Annotated in this window: 27 protein-coding genes and 1 other RNA gene; 11 read left to right on the top strand and 17 right to left on the bottom strand. The window is 63.3% G+C overall.

The features are described 5' to 3' along the window. Positions 1-25 precede the first annotated feature (25 nt). A complete protein-coding gene (locus BCY88_RS39215; RefSeq protein WP_259461683.1) occupies positions 26-835 on the top strand; it encodes a DUF3025 domain-containing protein in 810 nt (269 codons plus the stop codon). A 41-nt stretch (positions 836-876) separates the two neighbouring features. Next, positions 877-1290: RNase P RNA component class A (rnpB, locus tag BCY88_RS39210), an RNA gene on the top strand. Positions 1291-1381: 91 nt separating this feature from the next. Here the strand turns inward: rnpB and BCY88_RS39205 are convergent. After that, complete coding sequence (locus BCY88_RS39205) at positions 1382-1804, bottom strand: OsmC family protein (RefSeq protein ID WP_120349429.1); 423 nt, start codon at positions 1802-1804, stop codon at positions 1382-1384. 685 nt (positions 1805-2489) lie between these two features. On the opposite strand from BCY88_RS39205, the gene rplM reads away from it, so the two are divergent. From rplM to erpA, 3 genes are all read left to right on the top strand, one after another. Continuing rightward, entirely contained in the window at positions 2490-2918 is a 429-nt protein-coding gene (gene rplM, locus BCY88_RS39200; RefSeq protein ID WP_007180422.1) for a 50S ribosomal protein L13, read from the top strand. A gap of 11 nt (positions 2919-2929) precedes the next feature. Further along, positions 2930-3322 (top strand): 30S ribosomal protein S9, encoded by a 393-nt coding sequence (gene rpsI, locus BCY88_RS39195; protein WP_007180423.1) that lies wholly within the window; start codon positions 2930-2932, stop codon positions 3320-3322. A gap of 269 nt (positions 3323-3591) precedes the next feature. Further along, positions 3592-3957, top strand: coding sequence for an iron-sulfur cluster insertion protein ErpA (gene erpA / locus BCY88_RS39190; RefSeq protein ID WP_007180424.1), 366 nt, complete (start codon positions 3592-3594; stop codon positions 3955-3957). Between the two features lie 95 nt (positions 3958-4052). Here erpA and BCY88_RS39185 read toward each other — a convergent pair whose 3' ends face one another. Further along, the gene (locus tag BCY88_RS39185; protein WP_120349428.1) at positions 4053-5183 is read right to left on the bottom strand and encodes an anhydro-N-acetylmuramic acid kinase; all 1131 of its coding nucleotides are present in this window, start codon (positions 5181-5183) and stop codon (positions 4053-4055) included. A gap of 206 nt (positions 5184-5389) precedes the next feature. On the opposite strand from BCY88_RS39185, the gene tyrS reads away from it, so the two are divergent. The 3 genes from tyrS to BCY88_RS39170 all read left to right on the top strand — a co-directional run bounded on the left by tyrS (position 5390) and on the right by BCY88_RS39170 (position 7941). After that, complete coding sequence (gene tyrS / locus BCY88_RS39180; protein WP_120349427.1) at positions 5390-6634, top strand: tyrosine--tRNA ligase; 1245 nt, start codon at positions 5390-5392, stop codon at positions 6632-6634. Positions 6635-6695: 61 nt separating this feature from the next. Continuing rightward, positions 6696-7154 carry a D-aminoacyl-tRNA deacylase gene (gene dtd, locus BCY88_RS39175; protein ID WP_120349426.1) on the top strand — a complete coding sequence of 153 codons (459 nt, stop codon included), beginning with the start codon at positions 6696-6698 and terminating at the stop codon, positions 7152-7154. Between the two features lie 109 nt (positions 7155-7263). After that, positions 7264-7941 carry a histidine phosphatase family protein gene (locus tag BCY88_RS39170; RefSeq protein ID WP_120349425.1) on the top strand — a complete coding sequence of 226 codons (678 nt, stop codon included), beginning with the start codon at positions 7264-7266 and terminating at the stop codon, positions 7939-7941. 58 nt (positions 7942-7999) lie between these two features. Here BCY88_RS39170 and ruvB read toward each other — a convergent pair whose 3' ends face one another. Together ruvB and ruvA are read right to left on the bottom strand one after the other, a co-directional pair. Beyond that, on the bottom strand, positions 8000-9064 hold the full coding sequence (ruvB, locus tag BCY88_RS39165) for a Holliday junction branch migration DNA helicase RuvB (protein WP_120349493.1): 1065 nt from the start codon (positions 9062-9064) through the stop codon (positions 8000-8002). 121 nt (positions 9065-9185) lie between these two features. Next, positions 9186-9767 (bottom strand): Holliday junction branch migration protein RuvA, encoded by a 582-nt coding sequence (ruvA, locus tag BCY88_RS39160; protein WP_120349424.1) that lies wholly within the window; start codon positions 9765-9767, stop codon positions 9186-9188. Between the two features lie 158 nt (positions 9768-9925). Here ruvA and BCY88_RS39155 point away from each other — a divergent pair, with 158 nt between their 5' ends. Beyond that, positions 9926-10558: a LysE family translocator gene (locus BCY88_RS39155; protein ID WP_120349423.1), complete on the top strand. Its 633-nt coding sequence runs from the start codon at positions 9926-9928 to the stop codon at positions 10556-10558. Between the two features lie 123 nt (positions 10559-10681). Here the strand turns inward: BCY88_RS39155 and ruvC are convergent, their stop codons facing one another. The 6 genes from ruvC to BCY88_RS39125 form a co-directional block, all read right to left on the bottom strand. Beyond that, entirely contained in the window at positions 10682-11224 is a 543-nt protein-coding gene (gene ruvC, locus BCY88_RS39150; protein WP_120349422.1) for a crossover junction endodeoxyribonuclease RuvC, read from the bottom strand. Between the two features lie 239 nt (positions 11225-11463). Continuing rightward, complete coding sequence (gene purH / locus BCY88_RS39145) at positions 11464-13029, bottom strand: bifunctional phosphoribosylaminoimidazolecarboxamide formyltransferase/IMP cyclohydrolase (RefSeq protein ID WP_120349421.1); 1566 nt, start codon at positions 13027-13029, stop codon at positions 11464-11466. A gap of 67 nt (positions 13030-13096) precedes the next feature. Beyond that, a complete protein-coding gene (locus tag BCY88_RS39140; RefSeq protein ID WP_006049915.1) occupies positions 13097-13330 on the bottom strand; it encodes a Fis family transcriptional regulator in 234 nt (77 codons plus the stop codon). Beyond that, entirely contained in the window at positions 13327-14394 is a 1068-nt protein-coding gene (gene dusB / locus BCY88_RS39135; protein ID WP_120349420.1) for a tRNA dihydrouridine synthase DusB, read from the bottom strand. The genes BCY88_RS39140 and dusB overlap by 4 nt, the downstream gene beginning before the upstream one ends. 250 nt (positions 14395-14644) lie before the next feature. After that, complete coding sequence (locus tag BCY88_RS39130) at positions 14645-15880, bottom strand: UbiH/UbiF/VisC/COQ6 family ubiquinone biosynthesis hydroxylase (RefSeq protein WP_120349419.1); 1236 nt, start codon at positions 15878-15880, stop codon at positions 14645-14647. 22 nt (positions 15881-15902) lie between these two features. Next, complete coding sequence (locus BCY88_RS39125) at positions 15903-17318, bottom strand: aminopeptidase P N-terminal domain-containing protein (RefSeq protein WP_120349418.1); 1416 nt, start codon at positions 17316-17318, stop codon at positions 15903-15905. A gap of 234 nt (positions 17319-17552) precedes the next feature. Between BCY88_RS39125 and BCY88_RS39120 the strand changes: the two genes are divergently transcribed. Continuing rightward, complete coding sequence (locus BCY88_RS39120; RefSeq protein WP_183081555.1) at positions 17553-18167, top strand: glutathione S-transferase C-terminal domain-containing protein; 615 nt, start codon at positions 17553-17555, stop codon at positions 18165-18167. Between the two features lie 156 nt (positions 18168-18323). Here the strand turns inward: BCY88_RS39120 and lnt are convergent, their stop codons facing one another. From lnt to BCY88_RS39085, 7 genes are all read right to left on the bottom strand, one after another. Beyond that, complete coding sequence (gene lnt, locus BCY88_RS39115) at positions 18324-20036, bottom strand: apolipoprotein N-acyltransferase (RefSeq protein WP_120349416.1); 1713 nt, start codon at positions 20034-20036, stop codon at positions 18324-18326. A 59-nt stretch (positions 20037-20095) separates the two neighbouring features. After that, entirely contained in the window at positions 20096-20989 is an 894-nt protein-coding gene (locus BCY88_RS39110; protein WP_120349415.1) for an HlyC/CorC family transporter, read from the bottom strand. Positions 20990-21194: 205 nt separating this feature from the next. After that, positions 21195-21875 carry a gamma-glutamylcyclotransferase gene (locus tag BCY88_RS39105; protein WP_120349414.1) on the bottom strand — a complete coding sequence of 227 codons (681 nt, stop codon included), beginning with the start codon at positions 21873-21875 and terminating at the stop codon, positions 21195-21197. 27 nt (positions 21876-21902) lie between these two features. Continuing rightward, the gene (ybeY, locus tag BCY88_RS39100; RefSeq protein ID WP_120349492.1) at positions 21903-22364 is read right to left on the bottom strand and encodes an rRNA maturation RNase YbeY; all 462 of its coding nucleotides are present in this window, start codon (positions 22362-22364) and stop codon (positions 21903-21905) included. A gap of 120 nt (positions 22365-22484) precedes the next feature. Next, positions 22485-23558 carry a PhoH family protein gene (locus BCY88_RS39095; protein ID WP_120349413.1) on the bottom strand — a complete coding sequence of 358 codons (1074 nt, stop codon included), beginning with the start codon at positions 23556-23558 and terminating at the stop codon, positions 22485-22487. Between the two features lie 46 nt (positions 23559-23604). Further along, positions 23605-24978 carry a tRNA (N6-isopentenyl adenosine(37)-C2)-methylthiotransferase MiaB gene (miaB, locus tag BCY88_RS39090; RefSeq protein ID WP_120349412.1) on the bottom strand — a complete coding sequence of 458 codons (1374 nt, stop codon included), beginning with the start codon at positions 24976-24978 and terminating at the stop codon, positions 23605-23607. Between the two features lie 207 nt (positions 24979-25185). After that, positions 25186-26169: a LysR family transcriptional regulator gene (locus BCY88_RS39085; protein ID WP_120349411.1), complete on the bottom strand. Its 984-nt coding sequence runs from the start codon at positions 26167-26169 to the stop codon at positions 25186-25188. Between the two features lie 116 nt (positions 26170-26285). On the opposite strand from BCY88_RS39085, the gene BCY88_RS39080 reads away from it, so the two are divergent. Continuing rightward, positions 26286-26687 (top strand): VOC family protein, encoded by a 402-nt coding sequence (locus BCY88_RS39080; RefSeq protein WP_120349410.1) that lies wholly within the window; start codon positions 26286-26288, stop codon positions 26685-26687. Positions 26688-26714 lie beyond the last annotated feature (27 nt).

The following is a 26714-nucleotide window of genomic DNA, read 5'->3' as shown; positions in this document are numbered from 1 at the left end:
GATGCAGGCGCAGGAGGCGGCGCGCGTGAGCCCTGGCTTTGCCGATATCGATTGGTCGAAGCCGTGGTTCGCGCAGTTCGCGGCACGCGGCGAGCGCTGGCAGCAGGCCGCGCTTCAAGGCTATGCGCCCTTGCTCGCCGAGATGAATGCGGATGCGGGTGCGATGCAGCAGCGTACTGGCCGCGGCCGGCGTCTCGCGTTCATCGCGCAGGACGATCTGCCGCCTGGCGCGGCTTACGAGGCGCACATCGCGTCGACCGGCTGCGTGCCGACGCGTCATAACCTGCATGACTTCTTCAACGGGTCGATGTGGTTCGCGTTTCCGCGCATCAAGGCGGCGCTGAACGCGCGGCAGTCGGCGGCGATCGAGGTGTTGGGCGTCGGGCCGACCCGTGGCGGCGTGCGTGACACCTTGACCTTATTCGACGAAAACGCGCTGCTGTTCGCCTGCGCCGACCCGGCATTGAGCGCGGCATTGCGTGGGTTCGATTGGCAGACACTGCTGCTTGCTCAGCGCGATGCCTGGGGCACGCGCTGCGAAGTGCGCTCTTTCGGTCACGCACTGCTGGAAAAACTGATCGTGCCGTTCAAGGCCTGCACGGGCCACGCGTGGATTGTCGACGTGCCACCCGAATACTTTGGCTGGAGTGCGGCGGCGCGCGATGCATGGCTCGACGAATCCGTCAGCGCGGCGCTGCTCGGCACCGATGCTTTGACGAGCCGCATGTTTGCGCCGCTGCCCGTGCTGGGCATTCCGGGCTGGTGCGCGGAGAACGAATCCCCGGCGTTTTACGACGACACGTCCGTCTTCCGTGCCGGCCGGCGTTCGCGTTAAAGCCGTTCTCGCGCAGTTGCAGTGTTAAAATGCGCCCCAGCAAAGCAGGCCAGGCAGTCGCGGCCTCTGCGGCTTCGGCTAAAGAGGGCGAGGAAAGTCCGGACTCCATAGGGCAGGGTGATGGCTAACGGCCATCCGTGGCGACACGCGGAACAGGGCAACAGAAAGCAAACCGCCGATGGCCCGGCGCAAGCCGGGATCAGGTAAGGGTGAAACGGTGCGGTAAGAGCGCACCGCGGCTGCTGCAAGGCAGACCGGCACGGTAACCTCCACCCGGAGCAATTCCAAGTAGGCAGGCTAGCATCTTCGAGATGCAGGACGGGGCCCCCGTCACGTCTGCGGGTAGGAAGCTTGAGCTCGTCAGTAATGGCGTGCCTAGAGGAATGACTGCTACGCGCGTCGCGTTTTCGGACGCGGCGCGTGCACAGAATCCGGCTTATCGGCCTGCTTTGCCACCCGATAAAAAAATGCCGGCGTTCATACGGACGCCGGCATTTTGTTTTTGTGCGCGCCTCGGCTACCTGCGCCGCAGCCGCGGTGCCACGCTCAGCCCGCGACGATATCGAACGAGTGCGACAGTTCGGCGGTTTTCGCGATCATGATCGACGCCGAGCAGTATTTGTCGTGCGACAGATTGATCGCACGCTCCACGGTCGCCGGATTCAGATTCTTGCCGGTCACGGTGAAGTGGAAGTGGATCTTGGTGAATACCTTGGGATCTTCGCTGGCGCGCTCGGCCTTCAGCGTCACCGAGCAGCCGGCCACTTCCTGGCGGCTTTTCTTCAGGATCATCACGACGTCGTAGGCCGTGCAGCCGCCCGTGCCGAGCAGAACCATTTCCATCGGACGCGGCGCCAGATTGCGGCCGCCGCCTTCCGGCGCGCCGTCCATCATGACCAGATGGCCGCTGCCAGTTTCTGCGGCGAACGCCATTCCGTCTTGCCCCATCCAGCTAACTTTGCATTCCATGCTGTGCTCCACCGCGCTGTGCTTGTATCGAAACGGCATTGTAGCCCGGTGTTTGAGTGTCCGCCCGGAGGGACTTTCGCTGGAACTTATGCGCGATGGCTGCTTGCGTGTTGCGGTGCGGCATGTTTCGCCGATTCGGGAATGTCCTGACTGCTTTAGGGGTTTTACTCTAGCCGATGTCCACTTCCGGGGTGGTTTGTAAAAGGCTTTGCTTTTGATTTTAAAGGGAATTTTCAGATTTTTGATCTGAAGGATGTGCTACTGCATTGTGAAATTCGATTTCACAATGCAAATGTTCTTGCGTCGCACAAGGGTGCCTCATATAATCAGTCCCATCGGTTGCAACAGTTCTGCAACCTCCGCTGTCTCCTCCACCTCCTCCTTTGGTGGATTAAACCCGAACCGCTCGTTCGGGTTTTTTTTCGCCCGCGCATAGGGCCCGTACCGATGCCGTTCGGCGGGTCACGCGAAACGGCAAACGGTGTGATTTGGCCGTCGCCGCACACGTCTTGCCGTCCAAAAGCCCGCAAGCTTTGACTTGGCGCGACAAATTCCTTTATAATTCAGAGCTTTTCCGCATCCGCGCCCGCGGAGGAAGAACCAGGGAGAGCCTGCACGCGCCTCGATGCGCACACTACAAGCAGGAAAAAAACACATTGGGCGCAGCATTTTTTTTGGATCGATCATGAAGACGTTTTCCGCAAAAGCCCATGAGGTTACGCGTGAATGGTACGTGATTGACGCGACGGATAAGGTTCTCGGGCGTGTCGCCAGCGAAGTGGCACACCGTCTTCGCGGCAAGCACAAGCCTGAATTCACTCCGCACGTCGACACCGGTGATTTCATCATCGTTATCAACGCCGGCAAGTTGCGCGTCACGGGTAACAAGGCTACTGACAAGAAGTACTACCGTCACTCGGGTTACCCGGGCGGTATCTATGAAACGACGTTCGGCAAGATGCAAGAACGCTTCCCGGGCCGTGCGCTCGAGAAAGCGGTCAAGGGCATGCTGCCGAAGGGCCCGCTCGGCTACGCGATGATCAAGAAGCTGAAGGTCTACGCTGAAGCAACGCATCCGCATTCGGCACAACAGCCGAAAGCGCTCGAGATCTAAGGGGAGCCCACATGATCGGTAACTGGAATTACGGCACGGGCCGCCGCAAGAGCGCCGTCGCACGCGTCTTCATCAAGGCTGGCAAGGGTGAGATCATTGTAAACGGCAAGCCTATCGCCGATTACTTCTCGCGCGAAACGTCGCTGATGATCGTGCGTCAGCCGCTGGAACTCACGAACCACGGCGTTACGTTCGACATCAAAGTCAACGTGAACGGTGGCGGTGAAACGGGTCAAGCCGGTGCGGTTCGCCACGGCATCACCCGCGCGCTGATGGACTACGACGCAACGCTGAAGCCGGAACTGTCGAAGGCAGGCTTCGTTACGCGTGACGCTCGTGAAGTCGAACGTAAGAAGGTCGGCTTCCACAAGGCACGTCGCCGGAAGCAATTCTCGAAGCGTTAATCGCTTCGTGTGCGATCCAGCTTTCGGGCTGGAACGCTGCAAAAGCCGCCAACGCTTTCGCGAAGGCGGCTTTTTTTATGGTTTATCCGTGTAGGCTGGCGGCAGCGGTTTACTCGCCACGGCGGCGATTTGGTCCGTTCAGGCAGGCTGACGGCGGCTAACGTGCCGGTCGATAGCATTTCCTGGAAGAACCCATTGATTTTGTGGGCTTCAGCACGATATTGAGATCAGCCCTACAATAGCGGTTAGAAGCTTTTTGGAGAGTTCGAATGAACGCAGTCACCGATACACCCGTGACCGAGATGCCCGCCCCCTTCGTTTTTACCGACGCAGCGGCTGACAAGGTCAAGCAACTGATCGAAGAAGAAGGCAATGCGGACCTCAAACTGCGCGTTTTCGTGCAGGGCGGCGGCTGCTCGGGCTTTCAGTATGGTTTTACGTTCGACGAAGCCGTCAACGAAGACGACACCGTCATGAACAAGAGCGGCGTCCAGCTGCTGATCGATTCGATGAGCTACCAGTATCTGGTCGGCGCTGAGATCGACTACAAAGACGACATCAACGGCGCGCAGTTCGTCATCAAGAACCCGAATGCCACGACCACATGTGGTTGCGGCTCGTCGTTCTCGGTTTGATGGCTGGCCGGTTGGGCGGCAGGTTGTAAAAGGAAACGGGGCTTCGGCCCCGTTTTTTATTGCCTGAGCTGAGCCAAAAAACCTGGCCGCTTCGTTCAGCGCGGGTAGATCGCCCCCAGCACGCGCTCAGCCGCCGCGCCAGTGACTGCCGGCAAATTGCCCGGCAGGCGCGCCACGCAGCGCATGGCCAGCCAGGCGAACGCCAGCGGCTCGACCTGGCTCGGCGGTACGCCTAGCGCATCGGTCGTCATCACGGGCACGCCGCTTACGCCGCTGTCCTCCAGGGCCTGTTGCAGGGCCTTCATGATCTCAGGATTGCGCGCACCGCCGCCGCACACGTAGACCGCCTTGGCGTCCGACGCATGCCGTTCGATTTCGCGAGCAACCGTTATCGCGGTCAGCGCGACCAGCGTGGCCTGTACGTCGGCGGGGGCGAGCGTGGCGAACGGCTGAAGCTTTGCATCCAGCCACTGCGCATTGAACAAGTCGCGGCCGGTGCTTTTGGGCGGTTGTTGCGAGAAGAAGGGCTCGTCGAGCAGCGCATTCAGCAACGTGCGGTCTACCTGCCCGCTCGCGGCGAAATGGCCGTTTTCGTCGAAAGGCTTGCCGAGATGGCGCTGCGCCCATTCGTCGAGCAGCGCGTTCGCCGGCCCGCAGTCGAAGCCGCGCACGCCGCCCGTCGCGTTCAATATCGTGATATTGCTGATGCCGCCGAGATTGCAGACCACCCGCGTTGCGTCTTTTGCGCCGAACACTGTGGCGTGAAACGCCGGTACGAGCGGCGCGCCCTGGCCGCCGGCCGCGACGTCGCGGCTGCGGAAGTCGGCAACCACGTCGATATTCAACATTTCCGCGAGCAGCGCGGGGTTGTTGATCTGCCGCGTGTAACCCTTTTCCGGTCTATGCCGCACCGTCTGGCCGTGGACGCCGATCGCACGCACCTCCGAAGCCGGCACGCGGCTGGCTTGCAGCAATTCGTGGCAGCACACCGTGTAGCGCGTGGCGAGCGCATTGGCGGCTAGCGCCTCGCGCTCGATTTCGTTCTCGCCCGGTTGTTGAAGCGCGAACAGCGCCTCGCGCAAACCTGCCGCGAAGCCGACAAACGCTTCGGCCAGCACCACTGGCGGCTTCCCATGGGCAAATCGGACGGCCACGCCATCGACACCGTCCATGCTCGTGCCGGACATGAGTCCAAAGTAGACGCCGTCTGCGGGGTCTTGCGCCACGTTGCTGCTCCTCTCAATGATTCGTTGCGATCTGTTTTAGCAGATTATCCGCGCAAGCGCGGTCGAATATGAAGTCCCGTGAAGCCAATTGCGCGGCCCGGCACGCCGAAATCGTGCGTCGGCAGGGTGCGTATGGCCGAGTCAGTGGGCGCGGCGGCGCGCATCTATGGGACAATCTCCTTTTTTCGCGACTTCACGTTTCCAGCATGAGCACCGAGTCCACCAAGCCCAGCCCCGCCTTCCCGATCACCGACGAAGTCCGTCACGCGCTCGCAGTCACCAAGCGCGGCGTCGACGAACTGCTGATCGAAGACGAATTCGCGCAAAAGCTCGCGAAAAGCGCCGCGACAGGCACGCCGCTGCGTATCAAGCTCGGCCTCGATCCGACGGCGCCTGACATCCATATCGGCCACACGGTCGTGCTGAACAAGATGCGCCAGTTGCAGGATCTGGGGCACACGGTGATTTTCCTGATCGGCGACTTCACCTCGCTGATTGGCGATCCGTCGGGCCGCAACGCCACGCGCCCGCCGCTCACGCGCGAGCAGATCGAATCAAACGCGAAGACGTATTTCGAGCAGGCAGCGCTGGTGCTCGATCGCGAAAAGACCGAAATCCGCTACAACAGCGAATGGTCGATGCCGCTCGGCGCCGACGGCATGATCAAGCTCGCATCGCGCTACACGGTGGCGCGGATTCTCGAGCGCGAAGATTTCACCAAACGCTTCCAGGGCGGCGTGCCGATCTCGATCCACGAATTCCTGTACCCGCTGATGCAAGGCTACGACTCGGTCGCGCTCAATGCCGACCTCGAGCTCGGCGGCACGGACCAGAAGTTCAACCTGCTGGTGGGCCGCGAACTGCAGAAGCAGTATGGTCAGGAGCAGCAGTGCATCTTGACGATGCCCTTGCTGGAAGGTCTGGACGGCGTCGAGAAGATGTCGAAGTCGAAGAACAACTACATCGGCATCAGCGAAAAGCCGACGGACATGTTCGGCAAGCTGATGAGCATCTCCGACGTCCTGATGTGGCGTTATTTCGAGCTGCTGTCGTTCCGCCCGATGGACGAGATCGCCGGCTTCAAACAAGAGATTGAAGCGGGCCGCAATCCGCGCGATTTCAAGGTGATGCTCGGTCAGGAAATCGTCGCGCGTTTCCACTCGCAAGCCGACGCCGAGCGCGCGCTCGAAGACTTCAATCATCGCGCGAAAGGCGGTGTGCCGGACGATATCCCTGCCGTGACGCTCGCGGGCGCACCGCTTGCCATCGGCCAGTTGCTCAAGCAGGCCAACCTCGTGCCGTCGACCAGCGAGGCGCTGCGCAACATCGAGCAGGGCGGCGTGAAGATCGATGGCGTGACCGTGTCCGACAAGGGCTTGAAGGTCGAGGCCGGCGAGTACGTCGTGCAGGTCGGCAAGCGCCGTTTTGCGCGCGTCACGCTGACGGCTTGACGGCCAGCTAGCGCAGCGATGAAGCGATGATGATTCGGAGCATGCACCCGGATTCGCGCCCATGATCGCGCTCATCCAGCGCGTGCGGCGCGCGGAAGTGCGCGTGGGCGAGCGCGTGACTGGCGCGATCGAGGCGGGCCTGCTTGCGCTTGTCTGCGCCGAACGCGGCGATACGGAGGCGGCCGCCGACCGTTTGCTGGCCAAGGTGCTCGGCTACCGCGTCTTTAGCGACGCGGCCGGCAAGATGAATCTTTCCGTGCAGAATCTCGACGGCGCCGGGCGTGCAGGCGGCCTGCTGCTCGTTTCGCAGTTCACACTGGCCGCGGATACCAACAGCGGCCTGCGCCCTAGCTTCACGCCCGCCGCACCGCCCGACGAGGGCAAGCGGCTATTCGACTACTTCGTCTCGGCCGCCCGCACCAGGCACCCAATCGTCGAGACCGGTGAATTCGGCGCCGATATGCAGGTGTCGCTCGTCAATGACGGGCCGGTGACGTTCTGGCTGCAGACGAACGCCTGAGCTTCAACGGGCGGCGCTTCCCACATGCGGTGGCGCGCATCCACTTCTCCAGCCGCTTTTTGCGACAATAGCGGCTCGGCATAACCGGCTACTGGCGCCCACTTATCCCATGACCACGCAGATTCTGTTCATTCGCCACGGCGAGACCGACTGGAACCAGATCAAGCGCATTCAAGGCCACATCGATATCCCGCTCGCGACGACCGGTCTCGCGCAGGCACAACGCCTTGCGCGCCGCATCGCGAATGAAGTGAAAGAGGGCGCGCGGCTCGATGCGATTTATTCGAGCGATCTGCAACGCGCGCAGCAGACCGCGCAGCCGATCGCCGACGCGCTCGGCCTGCCGCTGCAACTGCGTGAAGGCTTGCGCGAGCGCTCATACGGTGCATTCCAGGGGCATGACAGCGACGAGATCGCCGTTCGTTTCCCCGACGAATACGCGCACTGGCAAACCCGCGATCCGGGTTTTGCGCCGCCCGAGGGCGAATCGCAGCGCGTGTTTTACCATCGCGTGCTGCATGCGATCGAACCTCTGGTGGCAGCACATCCGGGCGCGCGGATCGCTGTCGTCGCACATGGGGGCGTGCTCGACTGCGTGCGTCGTTTTGCGTGTGGTTTGTCGCTCGAAGCGCCGCGTGATTATGCGTTGCTGAACACGAGCGTCAACGTGGTGGATTATGCCGACGACGGCAGCAAGGCAACGATCGCCTCGTGGGCGGATGTGGCGCATCTCGATGCGCCCAGCGCGGACGATAGCTTCAAGCGGGTGCCGGAACCGGGCCGTTAGGGCGCTCGACGACGCTACCGCGTGGGCTCGCTGCCGCCGGTTGTCGGATACGTGACGCTCAGCTCGCGGCCGAATCCCACAGGCCGGGTATGGGGCTCGAAGCGTCCGGTGCGGCGAGGCCGAAATGCCGGTAGGTGAGCAGCGTGGCGACGCGGCCGCGTGGCGTGCGCTGCAGGAAGCCTTGCTGGATCAGATACGGTTCGAGCACGTCTTCGATCGTGTCGCGTTCCTCGCCGATTGCGGCCGCCAGATTGTCGACGCCGACCGGGCCGCCGTCGAACTTGTGCAGGATCGCTTCGAGTAGCTTGCGGTCCATCAGATCGAAGCCGACCGCGTCCACGTCGAGCATTTTGAGCGCCGCGTCGGCCACCTGCGCGGTAATGTTGCCGTCGGCTTTCACCTCGGCGAAATCGCGCACACGGCGTAGCAGCCGGTTCGCGATCCGCGGTGTGCCGCGTGCGCGCTTGGCGATTTCAAACGCGCCGTCCGGGTGGATCTGCGCATTCAGCAGCGACGCCGAACGGGTCACGATGCGCGCCAGTTCTTCAGCGTTATAAAACTCGAGCCGCGCGACGATCCCGAAGCGATCGCGCAGCGGATTGGTCAGCATGCCCGCACGCGTAGTGGCGCCGACCAGCGTGAAAGGCTGCAGATCCAGCTTCACGCTGCGCGCGGCCGGGCCTTCGCCGATCATGATGTCGATCTGATAATCCTCCAACGCCGGATACAGAATTTCTTCGACAACCGGCGAGAGCCGGTGGATTTCGTCGATGAACAGGACGTCGTTGGCTTCGAGGTTGGTGAGCAGCGCGGCGAGGTCGCCGGCGCGTTCGAGCACCGGGCCGGAGGTTTGCCGCAGATTGACACCCATTTCCCGCGCGATGATGTGCGCGAGCGTGGTTTTGCCGAGACCCGGCGGGCCGAACAGCAGCACGTGGTCGAGCGATTCCTTGCGGCGCTTGGCGGCCTCGATGAAAATTTCCAACTGACCGCGTACTTTTTCCTGGCCGACATATTCGTCGAGCTGGCGCGGGCGCAACGCGCGCTCGAACGCTTCTTCGTTCGGCGAGACGGGCGTGGCCGCGATAATGCGTTCGGCGGCGAGTTTGTCGGTTTCGATCATGCGGTCATTGTACCGCGCGCCGCCCGTTGCGAAACTCGGCCGAACGGCCAGGGTGTGCATCGCGCCGCCGTATGCGAAGCTCTACTTGTCGCACGTGGCGTCGCTGTCACCGCGTGAGCGATCAGCCCTTGGACAACGCCTTCAGCGCGAGCTTGATCCCTTCGGAAACGCCGGTGCCCGCCGGCACGTTCTTGATGGCTGCCAACGCTTCTTTTTCGGAGTAGCCCAAGGCGATCAGCGCGTTCAGGATGTCGGAGGCGTGGTCGGATGCCGAAGCCGCGCCGGCCAGCGCACCCAGGTCGGCGCCGATCTTGCCCTTCAGTTCGAGGAGCAGCCGTTCCGCTGTTTTCTTGCCGATGCCAGGCACGCGCGTCAGGCGCGCTGCGTCCTGCATGGTGACGGTCTGCGCCAGTTCATGCACGCTCATGCCGGAGAGGACGGCAAGCGCCATACGCGCACCGATGCCGGTGATCTTCAGCAACTCGCGGAAGGTCGAGCGTTCCTCGGCGGTGCCGAAGCCGTAGAGCAGATGCGCATCTTCACGCACGATCATTTGCGTGAGCAGCACAACGCGCTCGCCGTTCGAGGGCAGGTTGTAGAAGGTGCTCATCGGCACATCGACTTCGTAACCGACGCCGTTGCAGTCGACGAGCAGATGCGGCGGGTTTTTTTCCAGCAGAACGCCGGCAATGCGACCGATCATGGCGGATTCAATCTCGAGAGAAAGGGCGAGTGTAGCGCAGCGAGTGCGCGACGGGAGGGGCGGGTTACGGGCAATCGCGGTTGACCGGCGTGTTCAAGCCCCCTAGACTGAGATCCCTTTTGGCGGGTTCTTGCCCGGCACAACCAGAAGGAGCTTCCATGCTGAGCCTCACCACTCTCGCGCTGTTTGCCGGCGCGTGTCTCGCATTGACCGCCACGCCCGGCCCCGACATGTTGCTGATTGCTTCGCGCAGCGTGAGCCAGGGGCGTCCCGCCGGGTTCGCCTCGCTGGCGGGCATTCTGGTCGGCACTTACTGTCATGCGCTGGCTGCCGCATTCGGTTTGTCGCAGCTGTTTCTGGCTGTGCCGATGGCCTACGACGTCGTGCGTTTCGCCGGCGCTGCCTACCTGCTGTACCTCGCCTGGAAAACGTTCCGCACGCAAGGCACGGTGCTCTCGCCGAATGCTTCGATGAGCCGTTATCCGGTTGGCCGCATTTTCCGCCAGGGTCTCTTCACCAATTTGCTGAATCCCAAAGTCGCGTTGTTCGTGCTCGCGCTATTTCCGCAATTCGTGCGGCCCGAGGCCGGCTCGGTGGCGTTGCAGATCATGGTGCTCGCGACCGTGCTGAATGTGATCGGCTTCTGTGTGAACGGCGCGGTGATTCTGATGGCGAGCAAGCTGAGCCGTAAGCTGTCGGCGGGGCGCCGGCCGTCGCGCGTGCCGCAGTATCTGCTGGGCACGGTGTTCGCCGGGCTGGCTTGCCGGCTGGCGCTGGCCAGCCGCAACTGAGCGGAACTGAATGGAACCGAGCGCTGCGGGAGAGCGGCGCATGCGTCCGCGTTTGAGCGGCGGTTGCCTGCAAGCGCTAGCGATTACGGGGCTGTGCCGCTAGCGTCGACGTCGTGCATTCTCTTACCCCACCAACCGCCCGCGCCGCACACGCAAGCCTTTCTTGGCCAAGGACGGAGCAATTCCACCAAGGGTGCTCAGCGTCGAGCCGCCATGCGCGTGGCAAATCGCCATGCCCAGGGCGTCGGCGGCGTCCGTGCTGGGCACGCCCGAGAGGTTGAGCAGCCGCACCACCATCTGCTGCATCTGCTCTTTGGTCGCGCGGCCGTAGCCGACCACCGCCTGCTTCAACTGCAAGGCCGTGTATTCGGCGACCGGCACACCGCCCGCCACCAGTCCACAGATTGCCGCGCCACGCGCCTGACCGAGCAGCAGGGTGGATTGCGGATTGACGTTGACGAACACCTTTTCGATCGCCGACTGATCCGGCGAGTGCTGACGGATCAGCGTCGAAATGCCTTCGAAAATGGTGCCGAGACGCGACGGCAGATCGGCGTCGGCGGTTTTGATCACGCCGCTTGCGACGTAGCTGAGCGTGTGTCCGGTTTGATCGATGACGCCAAAGCCGGTGACGCGCAAGCCGGGGTCGATGCCGAGAATTCTCATGAGGTGCCGCAGATGCGGTAAAAACCAAGTGCTTGCGATACTACAACGAACGCGTGGTAAGGCGGTCGGCGTGCGGCGACGCTGGCGGAATAAAAACTGCTGTCGCATGCGTTGTAAGGGCAGTGCACCCAGACGCACAAAAAAACGGCCCGGCGGAAATCTCCGCTGGGCCGTTTCGCTGAAGCTACGTTTGCGACTACCGCCTCACAAAGAATCAGGCGGTGTACGCGAAGCCGGAATCAATGCCGGAAGTGACGCACGCCGGTCAACACCATCGCGATGTTGTGCTCGTCTGCCGCGCCGACCACTTCGTCGTCGCGCATCGAGCCGCCCGGTTGAATCACGCAGGTCGCGCCTGCCGCAACCACCACATCCAGACCGTCACGGAACGGGAAGAACGCATCCGACGCCACGGCCGAACCCGTCAGCGTCAGACCGGCGTTTTGCGCCTTGATGCTGGCGATACGCGCCGAGTCCACGCGGCTCATCTGACCGGCGCCGACGCCGAGCGTCATGCCGTTGCCGCAGAACACGATGGCGTTCGACTTCACGTACTTCGCAACACGCCATGCGAACAGCAGGTCGTCCATTTCCTTCGGCGTGGGGTGACGCTTCGTGACGACGCGCAATTCGCGCGGCTGCACATTCTTCGAATCGAGCGACTGCACCAGCAGGCCGCCGCCGACGCGCTTCAGATCGAACGCGTTATGGCCTTCGCCCAAGGCGATTTCCAGCAGACGCACGTTCTGTTTTGCCGCAAACACCTGGCGAGCCGCCGCGCTGAACGACGGAGCAATCAGCACTTCGACGAACTGCTTGGCCACCGCCTGGGCAGCCGTTTCGTCGACTTCACGGTTGAACGCGATGATGCCGCCAAACGCCGAGGTCGGATCGGTCTGGAACGCCTTTGCATACGCTTCGTTCGCGTCGGCACCCACGGCCACGCCGCACGGATTCGCGTGCTTGACGATCACGCAAGCGGGCACGTCGAACGTCTTCACGCATTCCCACGCGGCGTCGGAATCGGCGATGTTGTTGTACGACAGTTCCTTGCCCTGCAACTGGTTGTAGTTCGCGAGCGCCCCCGGCTGCACCGCCAGGTCGCGATAGAACGCAGCGCTCTGATGCGGGTTTTCGCCGTAACGCAGGTCCTGCACCTTGTTGAACGCCAGGTTGAACGTAGCCGGGTAAGCGTTGCGCGACGAATGTTGCAGCTCGTCGGTCAGGCTCGTCAGGTAGTTCGTGATTGCGCCGTCGTACTGGGCGGTGTGCGCGAATACCTTGGTGGCCAGACGGAAGTTTGTCTTGTACGAGACAGCGTTGCTGTTCGCGCGCATTTCGTCGAGCACGGTCACGTAATCCGCCGGATCGACCACCACCGTCACGTCGCGATGATTCTTCGCGGCCGAGCGCAGCATGGTCGGGCCGCCGATGTCGATGTTCTCGATCGCGTCTTCCAGCGAGCACTCTTCTTTCGATACGGTCTGCACGAACGGATACAGATTCACGACCAGCAGGTCGATGGTCGGGATGTCGTGCTTTTCAAGCGCTGCCATGTGTTCCGGCAGGTCGCGGCGCGCCAGGATGCCGCCGTGCACCTTCGGATGCAGCGTTTTCACGCGCCCGTCCAGCATTTCCGGGAAGCCCGTGTAGTCGGCGACCTCGGTGACGGGAAGGCCAGCGTCCGCGAGCAGTTTCGCGGTGCCGCCGGTCGACAGGATCTTGACGCCGAGGTCCGACAGCGACTTGGCGAAGTCGACGATGCCGGACTTGTCGGAAACGGAGATGAGCGCTTGCTTGATCATGATGAAGACGAAAAGCCGAAGGGAAACGTGGCAGGGCGCGAAAGAAACTAAAACCAGCTACAACGAGCTACAGGAGACCGTGCTGTTGCAGTTTCTTGCGCAACGTATTGCGGTTGATGCCGAGATACTCGGCGGCCAGCGACTGATTGCCGCCGGCCTGCTCGAGCACCACTTCGAGCAAGGGTTTTTCCACGCATGAAATAACCATGTCGTAGACGTCGTGCGGATTGGAGCCGTCGAGATCCTGGAAATAGATGCCCAGGCTGTCGCGGACAGATTGTTCGATATTGTTCTTGCTCATGCTGCTAGTCGGTCGGTATGGTCCGGCTCGCCGTCGTTCTTGCTGAGCGTCTCGTCGACGTAGACGAGGCGCTCGGAGATCGCCTTTTGGGCGTCGAAGAATTCGTTGACGGCGAGGAGTTGTTCGCGCGTGGTGTCCAGCGTATTCATGCGGTGCCGGAACACGTTGGCGCCAGAAAGGCCGCGAGTGTACCAGCCGATATGCTTACGCGCAGTGCGCACGCCGGTAAACTCTCCGTAGAACGCGTAGTGATCTTCGAGATGCTCGTTCATCACCTGCTGGATTTCGTCGATGCGCGGCGGCAGCATCAACTCGCCCGTTTGCAGGAAATGTTCGATCTCGCGGAACAGCCACGGCCGCCCCTGTGCGGCGCGGCCGATCATGATGGCGTCGGCGCCGGTGGCGGCCAGCACCTCGCGGGCTTTTTGCGGCGACGTAATGTCGCCGTTGGCAACCACCGGAATGCGCACCGCCGCTTTGACGGCAGCGATGGTCTCGTATTCGGCGTCGCCGTGATACAGGTCGGCGCGCGTACGGCCGTGCACGGTCAGCATGGAAATGCCGGCGGCTTCGGCCAGACGCGCGACCGTCAAAGCGTTTTTATTCTGGCGATCCCAGCCGGTGCGGATCTTCAGCGTGACGGGCACCGCGTCAGGCCCGACGCCCACTGCGCCCACCACCGCCTCGACGATGCGCTGTACCAGCGGTTCGTTCTGCAACAACGCAGAACCCGCGGCCACGTTGCACACCTTCTTGGCCGGGCAGCCCATGTTGATGTCGATGATCTGCGCGCCGTTCGCCACGTTATAGCGCGCGGCTTCGGCCATCATGGCCGGATCGGCGCCGGCGATCTGCACGGCAATCGGCTCGACCTCGCCCCTGTGGTTGGCACGGCGCATGGTCTTTTCGCTTTTCCACAGCTGCGCATTCGACGCGACCATTTCCGACACCGCATAGCCCGCGCCCAGCCGTTTGCACAATTGCCGGAACGGACGGTCCGTCACGCCGGCCATGGGGGCGACGAACAGGTTATTACGCAGATTGTGGGAGCCGAGAATGGGCATGACTTGGACGCGCCTGCGGCCGATTGCTTCAGTTTCTTTTCAGAATCTGTCAATCGGAGCGTTCGCGAAATGCGAGGGAAAACCACCATTTTAGCGTTAACGGATAGCCGGCACCCGACTTGAGTCCGCCGTAACTCATTAAATCTTCTATGAAAGTGGTCCGGTTCATAGAATCGGCAGCGCTCGCGCCGTGCCGTGCGAGCTGCCTGAAAAGGCTGCAACGGCTGTGGGGCGCGAGCGGGCGGCGTGCCTAGCGGCGCTGGCCGAACATCATTTGCCGCGCCAGCGCGGTTTTTACCGGCGGGACGAATTCGAGCGCGGTAAGGGCGAGGCCGCGCAAGGCGGCGAGCGGCGGAAAGTCGACGGTAAAAAGCCGGGCGAGCGTGTCGGTCGCGCCGATCGTCAGGCGCCGGTCGAGCGCGCGGCGCTGCGCGAACGTCGCAAGAGCGAGTGGCGTAGGACCTTCCGCCGACAAGGCATCGGCCAGCGCGTGCGCGTCGCGCAAGCCCAGATTCAGCCCCTGGCCTGCCACCGGATGCAGCGTCTGCGCCGCATTGCCAATGGCGACGACATGGCCCTTTACGAGCGTGTCGACCGCGTTCAGCCCGAGCGGAAACGACGCACGCCCCTTGATGTGCGTAAAGCTACCCATGCGGCTGCCGAAGGCGGCGCCGAGTTCGCGCAGGAATTCGTCGTCCGGCAGCTGCGCGCGCCGCGCGGCTTCTTCGGGCGCGCAGCACCAGACCAGCGCGTAATTGGCGCCGCGCACGCCGCCCATCGGCAGCAGCGCGATCGGCCCTTGCGAGGTGAAGCGCTCCCACGCCACATGCGGCTGTGGCGCCGATACGGTGACCGTGCCGACCAGCGCGGTTTGGCCGTAATCGCGCGTACCGCCACCCGCGTTGTTGCCCGTGCCTGCGGCGGTCTTCTGGTCGCCGAACAGCCCCCCCTCGGCATTGACCAGAATCCGTGTGCGCAGATTGCGTGTGACGCCCGCGGTTTCGATCGGCAGCGTGACGCCGTCCAGTTCCTGGGTCGGCGCCGCGGCCGAGGTGGAGCGGAACCAGTGCACGGGACTCGAGTGAACCGCTTCGGCGAGACCATGCACGATTGCACCGTAACGCAGCACGTAGCCGAGCGCCGGCAAGCCGTGCTCGCTGTGGTCGATCAAGGTGCGGCCGAAATGGCCGCGCTGCGATACGTGGATGCGGTGGATCGCGGTGGCGTCGGCGGGCCAGCGCAGCGGTTCGAGAATCATCCGGCTGCCCTGCGATACGGCAATTGCGCGCGGATCGGCAATCGAATCTTCCGGCTCGCGCGCGTCGATCAGCGCGATTTTCAACGCGTGAGTCGCGCTGCGGCGTGCCAGCCAGCCGGCCAGCGCGAGTCCGACCGGCCCGGCGCCGACTATCGTCACGTCAAAATCGAAGGCGCGGTCGGCCGCGGCGGGTTTCAGAATCACCGTCGACTGGGAAACGTCGTTCATTGCGGGTTGCTTCCTTCGCTTACTACCTGAATGACTGCCCGGTTGGCTGGGCCGCGCGGGCTTCCTGCATCAGCGCCTCGATCTCGTCGGCGGCCACCGGCACGTCGCGCGTGATCAGCTCGCAACCGGCTGTGGTGACGATCGCGTCGTCCTCGATGCGGATGCCGATGTTCCAGTAGTGCTCGGGCACGCCTTCGGTCGGGCGAATGTACAGGCCGGGCTCGATGGTCAGCGTCATCCCCGCCTGCAGCGTGCGCCACGGCAGCGCGCCCGCTTCGTCGCGCGGTGCGCCGCGTTCGCGGTAGTCGCCGACATCATGCACGTCCATGCCGAGCCAGTGGCCGGTACGGTGCATATAGAACGGCGCGTAGGCGCGCTCGGCGATCACGTCGTCGAGCGAGGCGAACTTCGTACGCTCGAGGATGCCGGTGTCGAGCAGGCCTTGCGACAGCACGCGCACGGCGGCCTGGTGCGGATCGTCGAACGTGGCGCCGATGCGCGTAGCGTCGACGGCAGCCTGCTGCGCGGCCAGCACGATGTCATACAGCTCGCGTTGCGCCGGCGTGAAGCGGCCGCTCGCCGGGAAGGTGCGGGTGATGTCGGATGCATAGCCGTCGAGTTCGCAGGCGGCGTCGATCAGGATCAGGTCGCCGTCCTGTGCGATTGCGTTGCCGGCGGGGTAGTGCAGTACGCAGGCGTTGGCGCCCGCCGCGACGATCGACGTGTAAGCCGGCGCCTGCGCACCGAACTTGCGGAATGTGTAGAGCAATTCGGCTTCGAGTTCGTACTCGCGCACGCCGGGATGGCAGACGGCCATCGCGCGGCGATGTGCCTGCGCCGAAATCTGTCCGGCGCGGCGCATGATGGCAAGTTCGTGATGATCCTTGACGAGCCGCATGTCGTCGAGCAAGGGGATCAGATCGCCCGCCACGGTGGGCGCGGCCACACCGCTGCGGCCTTGCGCACGCACGCTGTCGAGCCAGCCGCGCACCTGCCCGTCCAGTTCCGCCGAGGTGCCGAGCGCGTAGTGCAGCGACGGCTTGTCAGCGAGAAGACGCGGCAGTTGCGTATCGAGTTCGCTCACGGCGAACGCGGCGTCGAAGCCGAACGCCTCGCGCGCGCCATCCGGCCCGAAACGGAAGCCTTCCCACGTCTCGCGCTCGATATTCTTCTCGCGGCAGAACAGGATCGACGCCGGCTCGCCGGGTGCGGCGCTCGCATCGAGCACCAGCCAGGCCTCGGGCTCGGTGAAACCGGTCAGATAGTAGAAGTAGCTATCGTGCCGGTAGGGGTAGTCGGCGTCCCGGTTGCGCAGCTTTTCCGGCGCGGTGGGGACGATGGCGACGCCCCCGCCCGCTGCGCGCAGCGCAGCGAGTACGCGCTCGCGGCGCGCGCGGTAGACGTCGACGGCGATGGTGAGTTCGGTCGGCTGGTTCATGTCGCGATTGTAGCGCCCAATGCGCAGACTTATTTTGCGCGGATACTGACGGCGAGAGGGCGGTCGTCCCGGCCGCGTTAGCCGTTTGGCCGGGTAGACGGCGCGCGAGCCTTGCGGCAATGTTGCAATCCATCCACAGCGAGCACCCGCGCGGCTTGTGAAGCAACCTCGCCATGCTCGTGAAGGCCGCCGACCACTTATACTTTCGCCGAATTCAAGAAAAGGCAGATGGTCATGATGAAACTCATCGGTTCGCTCGCCAGCCCGTTCGTGCGCAAAGCGCGGATCGTTCTGGCCGACAAGAAGATCGACTACGAACTCGTGCCCGAGAACGTCTGGGCGCCGCAGACCACGATTCACACCTTCAATCCGCTCGGCAAGGTGCCGTGCCTCGTGATGGAAGACGGCGAAGCGGTGTTCGATTCGCGGGTGATCTGCGAATACGTGGATACGCTCTCGCCGGTCGGCAAGCTGATTCCGCCGTCAGGTCGCGAGCGCGTCGAGGTGCGGTGCTGGGAGGCGCTCGCCGACGGGATTCAGGACGCGGCAGTGCTGATTCGCCTCGAAAGCACGCAGCGCACGCCCGAGCAGCGCGTGGATGCTTGGGTTGCCCGCCAGCAACGCAAGATCGACGAAGGCCTGATCGCCATGTCGCAAGGCCTTGGCAGCAAGCCGTGGTGCACGGGCAATCACTACACGCTCGCGGACATCGCGGTGGGTTGCGCGCTGGGTTACCTCGATTTCCGCATGCCTGAGCTGAACTGGCGCGAAGGCTATCCGAATCTGGATAAGCACTTCCAGAAGCTCTCGCTGCGTCAGTCGTTTATCGATACGGTGCCGGCGGACTGAGTCTGGCTCGGTAACACAGGACTTTCCTTGCAAAACGCGCGCGCCGGGCATTCCGGAGCGCGCGTTTTTTCATGGGATGGAGTTGGTCGCCGGGACCCAGCGGCCGCATGGGGACATGCGGCCGGGTTACTTTCTGCCCAGCCGTCCGGTTGAGGCTTACTGCTTGCCGTTGCGGCGCCGCGTAATTGCCGGTCCGAACGCAAACCCGAACGCCAGCAGCAATAGCGAAATCGCCAGCACGGTGTTATTGCCGCTCGTCACATAAGGCGTGCTGCCCGAGGTCCCTTGCACCGTCACGTCAAGCGAGCCGATCGTGTAGGGCATCAGGCGCCCGATGACCCGGCCGTTGGCGTCGATCGCGGCGGTCATGCCGGTGTTGGTGGCGCGCAGCATCGGCCGGCCGGTTTCGAGAGAACGCATGCGCGCGATCTGCAGGTGCTGGTCCAGCGCGATGGTGTCGCCGAACCAGGCGAGGTTGGTCGAGTTGACCAGCACGCCCGCCGGTGTGGCGCTTTCACGAATGTTCCGCGCAATCTCCTCGCCGAAAATATCCTCGTAGCAGATGTCGACCGAGACCGGCTGGTTATGCACGATGAATGGTTTTTGCACCGGCGCGCCACGCGCGAAATCGCCAAGCGGAATGCGCATCAGATTTACGAACCAGCGGAAGCCCCATGGCACGAATTCGCCAAACGGCACGAGGTGGTGTTTGTCGTAGCGATACACCTCGCGCGTGCCCGGCGTGACGCCGAACAGGCTGTTCGTATAGTCGATTACCTGGCCTTCCGGCGTGATCGTGCCGCCAATCGCACCGAACACGATCGCGGTGCCCGTCGTATCGGCGAAGTTGCGCACCGCCGAGGCGAACTGCGGCGGCAATTGCTGCGCGAGCACCGGAATGGCGGTTTCCGGCGTGACGACCAGGTCGGCCGCCTTCGACGTGATCATCTGCTGATACATGTCGATCGCGGCGCGCATGCCGGATTCTTCGAACTTCATTTCCTGTTTGACGTTGCCTTGCAGCAGGCGCACCTTTAGCGGCGCGTTGGCAGGCAGGGTCCATTGCACGAGCGGCAACAGCAGGCCGGCCGCGATCAGCGCGATTGCGATTCCCGCGGGTACCGCCACGCGCGCGACGCCACGCTTCGCCGCGCCGGCGTTTGCGCCGGTTTCGGCATCACGTCGTCCGCGCGAGGACAGCAGTGCCAACAGCGCCTGTACGATCAACGCCGCCACCAGTGCCAGCATCCAGCCGACGCCATACACGCCCGCTACCGGCGCAAACCCGGCGAACGGCCCATCTACTTGCGCATAACCGCTCGCAAGCCACGGAAAGCCGGTGAACACCGTGCCGCGCAACCATTCACCGATTGCCCACGCGCTCGCAAAAGCCAGCGCGCCGTGCCAGGTCGGCAAGAATGGCTGGTCGCCGGCCGCGCCGTTGCGCGCGTGCCCCGCGCAAAACGACCAGATGCCGGCAGCGAGCGCCGGATACACGGCCAGATACAGAGAGAACAGCGCGACGGCAGCGCCCGCGAGCGGCGCGGCCATGCCGCCGTAGTCGTGCATGCTGACGTATAGCCACCACACACCGGTCACGTAGTTACCGAAGCCGAAAGCGCCGCCCGTCAGCGCGGCGCTCCTCCAGCTGGTGGTACGCGTCAGCCACGCAAAAAAGAAGACGAAGATCACGAGTTCGAGCCAGCCGCCGTGCGGCGTCGGGGCGAACGACAGCGTATTCGCCGCACCGGCGGCCAACGCGACGAGGTAATGCCAGCGGGGCAGTGCCCGGCCGCGCGCTTCCCGGGTGGCGGGGGCGGCAGGGGCACTCACGCCGGGGCGCGAACGGGATGTAATCGGGTCGGCCATTGTTGCGCGGTCGGCGTGAGGAGTTGAGGAAGCGAAGAGGTACGCAGGTTAGCGGCGGATCAGGTCTGCACGTGCTGCGCTTCGCGCTCACGCTGGCCGGCCAGCGGGTCGCGGCGCACCAGCAGCATGTGAATCTGGCGGGCATCGCCGCGCAGAATCTCGAAGATCAGATCGTCGAGCCGGACTTTCTCGCCGCGATGCGGCACCCGTCCGAAATGATGCGTGACGAGTCCGCCGATCGTATCGACTTCGTCGTCTGAGTAATGCGTGCCGAAGGCCTCGTTGAACTGCTCGATTTCGGTGAGGGCGCGCACGCGGAAGCGTCCGTCTGGCGAGGCGATGATGTTGCCGCTTTCCTCGTCGAAATCGTACTCGTCCTCGATATCGCCGACGATCTGTTCCAGCACGTCCTCGATCGTGATCAGGCCGGCCACGCCGCCGTATTCGTCGACCACCACCGCGAGGTGATTGCGGTTCACGCGGAAGTCGTGCAGCAGCACGTTCAGGCGCTTGGACTCAGGGATGAAAACGGCGGGGCGCAGCATGCCGCGCACGTCGAATTCCTCTTCGGCGTAATAGCGCAGCAGGTCTTTGGCGAGCAGCACGCCGATGATGTTGTCGCGATTGCCCTCGAAGACCGGATAGCGCGAGTGCGCTTTTTCCAGCACGTAAGGGATGAATTCGGCGGGATTGTCCGCGATGTTGATCGCGTCCATTTGTGCACGCGGCACCATGATGTCGCGCGCGCTGAGCTCGGATACCTGGAATACACCCTCGATCATCGACAGCGAGTCGGCGTCGATCAGGTTGCGCTCGTGGGCGTCCTGCAGGATTTCCAGAAGTTCCGCGCGAGAGTCGGGCTCAGGCGAGATGAAGTCGGTCAGACGCTCAAGGAGTGAGCGTTTTTCTTGCGTTTTGTCGGTTTGTCGTCGACTGGGATACGTGTCGTTCATGGTAGTGCGCCCGGCGAGTCTGGGCGCGCTGTTGCAGAGCATTAAGGATACACCAGGCACATGGCAGGACCGTGTCCCGCCTGGCTGGGCGAGTGAAGCGGCGATGAAACCGCCTGGCCGCGTGCGGCCGGGCGTGGGTCAATCCTAACTGATTACACGGGAAAAAGCGTTTTCGAGCAAAAAAGCGTGGTTGACCACGTTTGCGTCATTCCTGCCCGGCTTCGCGGCTTTCTGCACGGCAGCGCTCGAGCAGCGCTTCGAGCGCGCGGTCGGGCATGCCGCTTTCGCGCAGTGCGTGGACCGTGCGGCTGACATAGTCGAGCGTTGTGCCGTAGCGGCCGCTCGCGCAGCCGAACACGGTTTTGACGATCTCGTCGCGCAGCTTGCCGGTATAGGTCGGCACGTCACGGCGCATCACGAAAGCGAGCGCGTCGACGCGCCGGCCGTCGGCGAGCACGCAGGGCAGCCACGCCGGGCGGTACGAACCCATCGGCATTTCGCGGCGCCACAAGGCTTCCAGATGCGGCATCGCCCCCTCGGCGGCAAGGCGGAAGGCGATGCCGGAGCACGAGCCGCCGCGATCGAGCGCGAGCACGAGGCCCGGCTGTTCGGGCGTACCGCGATTCACGCGCGACCACAGATACAGTCCGCGATGATAGCCATGCACTTTCGAACGGGCCGCTTCGACGGTAGGCAGACCGGGGTTCCAGATCAGCGAACCATAGCCGAACAGCCACAGATCGCGCTTGCGATCCCAGTCGCGCAACGTGCATTCGAGCGACGCGCGCAATTCCTCGTCCGTCAGCAGCCGCGATTCACCTAGCGCGGGCGGATAGTCCGGGCAGGGCGTGTTGCGCAGATCGGCTTCAGGGGAGGACGTGCTCACGGTAATTTTTAGCGGTAATGGCAAAGGCTATTGATAAGGATCCGGGAAACCGAGCTTGCCGAGGATTTCAGTCTCGATCGCTTCCATCTCCTCGGCCTCTTCCTCGACCTCGTGGTCGTAGCCTTGCGCGTGGAGGGTGCCGTGCACCAGCAGATGCGCGTAATGAGCGATCAGCGGTTTGCCCTGTTCGGCGGCTTCCTTCTCCACCACGGGGCAGCACAGGATCAGGTCGCCGGTTACCGGATCGTCTTCCGATTCGGCGTACGCGAAGGTCAGCACGTTGGTCGAATAGTCTTTGCCGCGATAGGTGCGGTTGAGCGTGCGGCCTTCTTCGGCGTCGACGAAACGCACGGTCAGCTCCCCGTCCGCGAAGAGCGCCGCCTTGATCCAGCCGGCCACGGTGGCGCGCGGCAGCAGCGCCTTGTGTTCCGGCCAGGCCTTGGCGGCGGGGAATTGCAGATTCAACGTCAGTTTCGGTGCGCGGCTCATGCAGTATTGACTATGTGTTGCCTGGATTGCTGTGGCGTATTCAGTGAAATTCGGCGCCAGGTATTTGTATTCGGCGCAAATCAGCGGCGCCAAAGCAGCGCCGCAAATCAGCGCCGCAAATCAGCGTGAAACCACCGGATCGGCGGCTTTCTGCGAATGCGCATCGTACGCCTCCACAATTCGCGCGACCAGCGGATGGCGCACCACGTCCGCACTCGTGAAGCGCGTGAGCGCAATACCGCGCACGTCCGACAGCACCTGCTGCGCTTCGATCAGCCCGCTCTTCGCGCCGCGCGGCAGGTCGACCTGAGTCGTGTCGCCGGTGACCACCGCCTTCGAGCCGAAGCCGATCCGCGTGAGGAACATCTTCATCTGTTCGGGTGTGGTGTTCTGCGCCTCGTCGAGAATGATGAACGCGTGATTCAGCGTGCGGCCGCGCATGTAGGCGAGCGGTGCGATTTCGATCATCTGCCGTTCGAACATCTTGGCGGTTTTGTCGAAGCCGAGCAGGTCGTACAGCGCGTCGTACAGCGGACGCAGATACGGATCGACCTTCTGCGCCAGATCGCCCGGCAGGAAGCCGAGACGTTCGCCCGCTTCGACGGCCGGACGCGTCAGCACAATGCGTTTGACCTGATCGCGCTCCAGCGCGTCCACCGCGCAGGCCACCGCGAGATAAGTCTTGCCGGTACCCGCCGGACCGACACCGAAGGTTACGTCGTGCGAAATGATCTGCTTCAGATACTCGCGTTGCATCGGCGTGCGGCCGCGCAGATCGGCGCGCCGCGTGTACAGCTTCGGGCCGAGTTCTTCGAGGTCTTCATCGCCGCTGTCGGCCGGCTGGTCGAACGGATGATCCGGGTTGCCAGGAAAGCGCCCGTCGGCCGATTCCGCGCCATGACCGTTGCCGTTCGCTCGATGACGCGCCGGGTGCCGCACTTCGACGAGCGCGAGCTGGATGTCGTCGACCGACAGCGGCTCGCGCGCGTTGTTGTAGAAGTTTTCGAGCGCGGTGAGCGCGAGTTTCGCGCCGCGCCCGCGAATCGTGATGCGGTGGCCGCGGCGTTGCAGTGTGACGTCGAGCGCCTGCTCGATCTGCCGCAGATTTTCGTCGAGCGGTCCGCAGAGGTTGGCGAGCCGCGCGTTGTCGTCGCGCGGTGCGGTGAATTCCAGATGCTGCTGAGTGGTCTTCAAGGCGGAGGATCGATCCTGTCGGGTTCGTGACGCGGGGTGGCGTCGCTCAGTGAGTGGTTGCAGGTGCTTCGTCGTGCACCAGCACGAGTTCGCCACGCAGCGAATGGGGGTACGCATGAACGATTTTCACGTCCACCATCTGGCCGATCAGGCGCGCGTGCGAGGCGATCGGCGCCGGGAAATTCACCACGCGGTTGTTCTCGGTGCGGCCCGCGAGCTCGTTCGGGTCCTTGCGCGCCGGGCGCTCGACCAGAATCCGCTCGACCTTGCCGACCATCGAGTCGCTGATGCGTTGCACGTTTTCTTCGATCGTAGCCTGCAGATGGTACAGACGCTTGAGCTTAACTTCGTGCGGCGTGTCATCGTGCAGATTCGCGGCCGGCGTGCCGGGACGCGGGCTGTAGATGAACGAGAAGCTGGTGTCGTACTTCATCTCGTGGATCAACGCCATCATCTTGTCGAAGTCTTCTTCCGTCTCGCCTGGGAAGCCGACGATCATGTCGGTCGACAACGACAGGTCCGGGCGGATCGCGCGCAGTTTGCGGATCACCGACTTGTACTCGAGCACCGTGTAGCCGCGCTTCATCGCCATCAGGATGCGGTCGGAGCCGTGCTGCACCGGCAGATGCAAGTGGCTGACGAGCTTCGGTACCTTGGCGTAGGTGTCGATCAGGCGTTGCGTGAATTCCTTCGGATGCGACGTGGTATAGCGAATCCGTTCGATGCCCGGAATATCCGCGACATATTCGATCAACTGGGCGAAGTCGGCGATTTCCGACGAGCCGAGCGTGATGCCGGCACGGTAAGCATTCACGTTCTGGCCTAGCAGCGTGACTTCGCGCACGCCCTGGTCGGCGAGGCCGGCGATTTCGGTCAGCACGTCGTCCAGCGGACGCGACACTTCTTCGCCGCGCGTGTACGGTACGACGCAGTAGCTGCAGTACTTGCTGCAACCTTCCATGATCGACACGAACGCGCTCGCGCCTTCGACGCGCGCCGGTGGCAGGTGATCGAACTTTTCGATTTCAGGGAACGAGATGTCGACCTGAGCGCGGCCGCTTTCGCGGCGCTTGTCGATCATTTGCGGCAGACGGTGCAGCGTTTGCGGTCCGAACACCAGATCCACATACGGCGCGCGCGCCACGATCGACGCGCCTTCCTGACTCGCCACGCAGCCGCCCACGCCGATGATCAGATTCGGGTTCGCTTCTTTCAGCTCGCGCACACGGCCGAGTTCGGAGAAGACTTTCTCCTGCGCCTTTTCGCGCACTGAGCAGGTATTGAAGAGAATGACGTCCGCGTCTTCCGGGGTGTCGGTTTTGACGAGGCCTTCGGCCGCGCCGAGTACGTCGACCATCTTGTCGGAGTCGTACTCGTTCATCTGGCAGCCGTAGGTCTTTACATAAACTTTCTTGGTCATCGATTTTCGCCGGTCGCAGTGGTTAACCTGGGGGCGTCGTTTAAAAGGTGTAGAGGGGTCGAACGTGCGGGTAGTGTGCGGGACGGGCCACGGGGCGGTGCTTGAGCCCGCTTGAGTCCGCCTGAACCCGTTTAAGCCTGCCTGGAACCCGCTGGGGGCCAGTTTCGATCCACGTTCAATGATGCACGTTCGCAACGTAGCTCAATATTATAGCCCTTCATCGGCTGCGATTTCTGCCGCGGCCATGCCCTGCGGCTGCTCCGGCGGCAAGCCCAGCAGGGCTTCCAGTTCGTGCGACACCTGCGCGAAGCGCTCGCTCAGGAAATCGAGCAGCACCCGCACGCGCGGCGCCATGAAACGGTTGCGGTGGTAGAGCGCGTGCAGCGGCGCGTCCGGATAGCGCCATTCGGGCAGCAGGATTTTCAGGCAGTCGCCCCGCAAGTCCGCTTCCACGTCCCACATCGACTTGATGACGATCCCGTAGCCGCGCCGCGCCCATTCACGGGCCACGGCGCCGTCGTTGGTTTCCCGGGAGGTCTCGAACGGCACGGTGTAGGTCTGTACTTCGTCGCCGCGCGTAAAGCGCCATTCGTTGACGGGGCCTGACGCGGTGCCGAGCACGATGCAATCGAAATTCGCCAGATCCTGCGGGTCTTTCGGCTCGCCCTTGCGCGCAATGTAATCCGGCGACGCGCACAGCACACGCCGGTTCGGCGCCAGCCTGCGGGCTACCAGCGAGCTGTCGGGCGGCACGCCGAAGCGGATGGCCAGATCGATGTCTTCCTGCACCAGATTCGACAGGGAGTCCGACAGCGTCAGCGCGAACGTGACTTCCGGGTAGAGCGCGTTGAACTCGTCGAGCCAGTGCATCAACAGATTGCGGCCGAAGTCTGAAGTGGCCGAGATGCGGACTTTGCCGCGCACCACGCCCTGGCCGGCTTGCAGCGCGGCCTCGGCGTCGTCGAGCGATTGCAGTGCCTGGCGGCAGCAGTTCAGGTACAGCCGGCCCTCGTCCGTGAGCCTGAGCTGGCGGGTGGTGCGCTCGAACAGGCGTGCTTTCAGGCCGGCTTCGAGCTTGGCGAGGCGCGCGCTGGCGGCAGCCGGCGTCAGACCCATCTTGCGACCTGCGGCAGAGAGGCTGCCCTGCTGTGCTGCTTCGACGAACAGTCGGATGTCGCCAAGGTTATCCATTGCGATCTTTCAGCAGAATTTGAAAATGCTTCAAATGCTACGCCAATTATCAAATTGCCGTGGCGCGCTCAGAATTCACTCCTCGTAAACCCTTTGTGCTCCGCGCAGCCCACGCCATGCAACTCGATCACGCAACGATCGTCACTGCTGATCTCGACACGGCCCGACGGTTCTTCGTCGACGTCGCCGGACTGGTACAGGGGGCGCGTCCGCCGTTTTCGGTCGATGGCTACTGGCTGTACGCCAACGGCCGGCCGCTGATTCACCTGATCGGTGCGACGGTGCCCGCTCAGGCGGGAAGGGCCGCGCCGCGCATCGACCATATCGCCTTCCGGCTGGAGAGCGCCGACGAATGGCAGGCGCTATTGCAACGCCTGCATGCGGCAGACACGCCTTATCAGCTCGCCGATGTACCGCAGATCGGTCCGCAGCAAGCCGAAGTGCAACTGTTCGTCGCGCTCGCGCCGGGCGTGGTCATCGAATTTGTGACCGCGCAACGGCGCGCTCGCCGTAGCTAATACGCTTAACTTGAGAACCTGGAGTAG

It is taken from the genome of Paraburkholderia fungorum (genome assembly GCF_003610895.1).
Lineage (GTDB): Bacteria > Pseudomonadota > Gammaproteobacteria > Burkholderiales > Burkholderiaceae > Paraburkholderia > Paraburkholderia fungorum_B.
This window is presented reverse-complemented; position numbering and strand designations above follow the sequence as displayed.